Annotated in this window: 2 rRNA genes (1 of these 2 running past the window's edge); both read right to left on the bottom strand. The window is 50.8% G+C overall.

The annotated features are described in order from the left end of the window. Positions 1 to 219: 219 nt before the first annotated feature. Positions 220 to 332, bottom strand: a 5S ribosomal RNA gene (gene rrf / locus QLQ16_RS02730). Between the two features lie 161 nt (positions 333 to 493). Continuing rightward, positions 494 to 2,500 (bottom strand): 23S ribosomal RNA (locus QLQ16_RS02735); it runs 870 nt beyond the window's last position.

A 2,500-nucleotide genomic window follows, 5' to 3' on the forward strand; every position in this document is an offset into this window, starting at 1 on the left:
AGCTAAGTTCCGAAGAACTTGGCAATCACCATCAAACGCCCACGCTTATCGGCTGTATATTTTTAAAGAACCCAGGCAACTTCTCGCCACCTGCTCTTGCCTCGCTGCGATCAGCGAAGCCTTCTATTGTATCACGCTTTTGCGCTTTCTTTAAAAGATTTTTGATGTCTTCTAAAGAAAACGCCCCACCGAACGGTGAGGCGTTTTGGGCTGTTAAAAGCCTGACGATGTCCTACTTTCACACGGGAATCCGCACTATCATCGGCGCTAAGTCGTTTCACTGTCCTGTTCGAGATGGGAAGGAGTGGGACCAACTTGCTATGGTCATCAGGCATAACTGGGTGTCACCTTGACTGGCGTCAAGACAACAAATTCATAGAGCTTGGAATCAGATTTTTGAGCTTGCGCTCGGCCTTTCAGCCTTTTTTGAATGCGTCAACTTGGCATAACAGCCTTGATCAATGCACACCTTGCAGCGTGTGATCAAAGTTATAGGGTCAAGCCGCACGAGCAATTAGTATCAGTTAGCTTAACGCATTACTGCGCTTCCACACCTGACCTATCAACGTCCTGGTCTTGAACGACTCTTCAGGGGGCTCAAGGCCCCGGCAGATCTCATCTTGAAACGAGTTTCCCGCTTAGATGCTTTCAGCGGTTATCTCTTCCACACTTAGCTACTCGGCAATGCCACTGGCGTGACAACCGATACACCAGAGGTGTGTCCACTCCGGTCCTCTCGTACTAGGAGCAGGCTTCCTCAAATCTGCAGCGCCCACGGAAGATAGGGACCAAACTGTCTCACGACGTTTTAAACCCAGCTCACGTACCTCTTTAAATGGCGAACAGCCATACCCTTGGGACCGGCTACAGCCCCAGGATGAGATGAGCCGACATCGAGGTGCCAAACACCGCCGTCGATATGAACTCTTGGGCGGTATCAGCCTGTTATCCCCAGAGTACCTTTTATCCGTTGAGCGATGGCCCTTCCATACAGAACCACCGGATCACTATGTCCTACTTTCGTATCTGCTCGACTTGTCAGTCTCGCAGTTAAGCACGCTTATGCCATTGCACTATTATCACGATGTCCGACCGTAACTAGCGTACCTTCGAACTCCTCCGTTACGCTTTGGGAGGAGACCGCCCCAGTCAAACTGCCTACCATGCACTGTCCCCGATCCAGATAATGGACCTAGGTTAGAACCTCAAACACACCAGGGTGGTATTTCAACGTCGGCTCCACTGAAACTAGCGTTCCAGCTTCAAAGCCTCCCACCTATCCTACACAGATCTGTTCAAAGTCCAATACAAAGCTACAGTAAAGGTTCATGGGGTCTTTCCGTCTTTCCGCGGGGAGATTGCATCATCACAAACATTTCAACTTCGCTGAGTCTCAGGAGGAGACAGTGTGGCCATCGTTACGCCATTCGTGCAGGTCGGAACTTACCCGACAAGGAATTTCGCTACCTTAGGACCGTTATAGTTACGGCCGCCGTTTACTGGGACTTCAATCAAGAGCTTGCACCCCATCATTTAATCTTCCAGCACCGGGCAGGCGTCACACCCTATACGTCCACTTTCGTGTTTGCAGAGTGCTGTGTTTTTATTAAACAGTCGCAGCCACCGATTTTTTGCAACCCCGTTGGGCTCCCTCTGTTCGAGTTCACCTACTTGGGGCATACCTTCTCCCGAAGTTACGGTATCAATTTGCCGAGTTCCTTCTCCTGAGTTCTCTCAAGCGCCTTAGAATACTCATCTCGCGCACCAGTGTCGGTTTGCGGTACGGTCAATGACAAGCTGAAGCTTAGTAGCTTTTCCTGGAAGCAGGGTATCACTCACTTCAGGTGCAAGCACCCTCGTTATCACCCCTCATCTAAGCCCGGCGGATTTGCCTACCAGGCACGACTACAGGCTTGAACCAACATATCCAACAGTTGGCTGAGCTAACCTTCTCCGTCCCCACATCGCACTTGTCATCGGTACAGGAATATTGACCTGTTTCCCATCAGCTACGCATCTCTGCCTCGCCTTAGGGGCCGACTCACTCTACGCCGATGAACGTTGCGTAGAAAACCTTGCGCTTACGGCGAGGGGGCTTTTCACCCCCTTTAACGCTACTCATGTCAGCATTCGCACTTCTGATACCTCCAGCATGCTTTACAACACACCTTCACAGGCCTACAGAACGCTCTCCTACCACTTGCAATAAATTGCAAATCCGCAGCTTCGGTAACTGGCTTAGCCCCGTTACATCTTCCGCGCAGGACGACTCGATCAGTGAGCTATTACGCTTTCTTTAAATGATGGCTGCTTCTAAGCCAACATCCTGACTGTTTTAGCCTTCCCACTTCGTTTCCCACTTAGCCAATTTTAGGGACCTTAGCTGGCGGTCTGGGTTGTTTCCCTCTTGAGTCCGGACGTTAGCACCCGGTGCTCTGTCTCCCAAGCTGTACTCATCGGTATTCGGAGTTTGCCTTGGTTTGGTAAGTCGCCATGACCC

Origin of the sequence: Limnohabitans lacus (assembly GCF_030053395.1) — a bacterium.
GTDB classification, from domain to species: domain Bacteria; phylum Pseudomonadota; class Gammaproteobacteria; order Burkholderiales; family Burkholderiaceae_C; genus Limnohabitans_A; species Limnohabitans_A lacus.